2 protein-coding genes are annotated in these 2,255 nt (G+C 72.5%); one reads left to right on the top strand and one right to left on the bottom strand.

Annotation, left to right across the window (positions count from 1 at the left end; genetic code table 11):
- Positions 1-5: 5 nt before the first annotated feature.
- On the bottom strand, positions 6-686 hold the full coding sequence (locus tag PLJ28_RS15660; RefSeq protein WP_183528913.1) for a metal-dependent transcriptional regulator: 681 nt from the start codon (positions 684-686) through the stop codon (positions 6-8).
- Between the two features lie 112 nt (positions 687-798).
- On the opposite strand from PLJ28_RS15660, the gene mgtE reads away from it, so the two are divergent.
- Positions 799-2,160, top strand: a complete 1,362-nt coding sequence (gene mgtE, locus PLJ28_RS15655; RefSeq protein ID WP_183528915.1) for a magnesium transporter — start codon at positions 799-801, stop codon at positions 2,158-2,160.
- Positions 2,161-2,255 lie beyond the last annotated feature (95 nt).

Raw genomic sequence — 2,255 nt, 5'->3', positions numbered from 1 at the left:
GGCCCCTAGCGCGGCGCCGCGCTGACCCAGACCATCTCCGCGGCCGGGCGCCCGAGGGCCAAGTGGTCGGCCCGGCCCTGCACCCGGACCTCGACGGAGTCCGAGTAGGGGGCGCCGGCGCGGACCTCGACCTGCGTGCCGACGCCGATGCCGCGGTCGGCGAAGAACTGCAGCAGGCCCGGGTCCGCGTCCGAGATGCGCTCGACCGTGCCGGCGGTGCCCGGTTCCAGGGCGGAGAGCACGACGGCGTCCGGCAGGTCGACGGTGCCGTCCGGCCCGGGGATGGGGTCGCCGTGGGGGTCGCGGCGCGGGCGGCCGAGGTAGTCGTCCATGCGCTCGACCATGAAGTCCGAGACGGCGTGCTCCAGGGTCTCGGCCTCGTCGTGCACCTGCTCCCACCCGTAGCCCAGGACCTCCACGAGGAACGTCTCGATGAGCCGGTGACGGCGCACCATCTCCACGGCGAGCCGACGGCCCTCCTCGGACAGTTCGACCGACCCGTACGGGGAGTGCAGCAGCAGGCCCTGGTCGGAGAGCTTGCGGATCGCGTCCGAGGCCGTGGACAACCGGACCCCGGCACGGGCCGCGAGCGCCGAGGGCGTCACCGGTTCGTCCGACCATTCCTGCAGCACCCAGACGACCTTGAGATAGTTCTGGGAACTCGTCGAGAGCCGGGAGACAGACACGCTCACAGGATAGCGACACCGCGTCACCGGACCGGGCCACCGCGCTGCCGGCCCGGCCCGCGGGACGACCAGTCGGGCCCGGGGAGGCTCCATGGCGCGGCAGACTGGTCCCATGCCCCATCCCACCTTCCCCAGCGCTCAGGACCGTGCCGTCACCCTCCTCGGCCGCGCCCTGGCCAGACAGGATCTCGACGCCGTCACCGCGCTCGTGGACCCCCTGCCGGACGACCAGGTCACCCGGGTCCTGGAACGGCTCGGCACCGACCACCGCGCCGTGGTCTATCGGTTGCTGCCGAAGGACACCGCGCTGGCCGTCTTCGAGCGGCTGGACGCCTCCCTGCAGGGTGAACTCGTCGGCGCCCTGCGCGAGGAGGACGTGGCCTCGACGTTCGCGGAGCTCGAACCGGACGACCGCGTGGGGCTGCTGGACGAGCTCCCCGCCTCGGTGGCGACCCGGTTGATGCAGGGCCTGCCGGACCAGGAACGGGACCTGACCGCCGTCGTGCTCGGCTACCCGGCCGGCTCGATCGCCCGGAGAATGAGCCCCGAGTACGTCACCACCCGCGCCGAGCACACGGCCCGGCAGGCCCTGGACCGGGTGCGGTCCGGGCTGGCCGACGCCGAGACGGTCTACACCGTCCCGGTGATCGACGACGGCCGGAAGGTGCTGGGCGTGGTCAGCCTGCGCGCCCTGTTGCGGGCGGCCCCGGAGGCACCGGTGTCCGCCCTGATGCGCCCGGCGTACACCGCGACCGTCACCGACCCGGCGGAGAACGCGGCACGCCGGTGCGCGAACCTGAAGGTCCTGGCTCTGCCCGTCGTCGACGCGGAGGGACGCCTGGTCGGCATCCTCACGGTGGACGACGCCCTGCGGATCCTCGAGGACGCCGACTCCGAGGACCAGGCCCGCATGGGCGGGTCCGAACCGTTGCGCCGGCCCTACCTCGCCACCCCGGTGCTGAGCCTGGTGCGCTCCCGGGTGGTGTGGCTGCTGGTGCTGGCGATCGGCGCCACGCTCACGGTCCAGGTCCTGGAGGTCTTCGAGCAGACCCTCGAGCAGATGGTCGTGCTCTCGGTGTTCATCCCCCTGCTCATCGGCACGGGCGGCAACACCGGCAACCAGGCGGCCACCACCGTCACCCGCGCCCTCGCCCTGGAGGACGTCACCCCCGGGGACATCGCCAAGGTCATGCTCCGCGAGCTACGGGTGGGCCTCAGCCTGGGACTGGCACTGGGCACCGCGGGCTTCGCCGTCACCTCGGTGGTCTACGACGTGTCCATCGGCACGATCATCGGGCTCACCCTGGCGAGCATCTGCACCATGGCCGCCACCGTCGGCGGGGCCATGCCCCTGATCGCCAAGGCCATCGGCGTGGATCCCGCGGTCTTCTCGAACCCGTTCATCACCACCTTCGTGGACGCCACCGGCCTGCTCGTCTATTTCTTCATCGCGCGGGCCGTGCTCGGCCTGTGAGCCGTGCCGTGCCGGATGCCCCAGCGCGTCAGAGCCCGTAGTGCTGGGCCCGCTCGAGGGCGTCCGTGGCCTTCTCGGCGCCGAGCTTGGCGTAC

Source organism: Citricoccus sp., assembly GCF_035445025.1.
In the GTDB taxonomy this organism is placed as follows: Bacteria; Actinomycetota; Actinomycetes; order Actinomycetales; family Micrococcaceae; genus Citricoccus.
The sequence above is the reverse complement of the archived record's forward strand: the minus strand, read 5'-3'. Positions and strand labels throughout refer to the sequence as shown.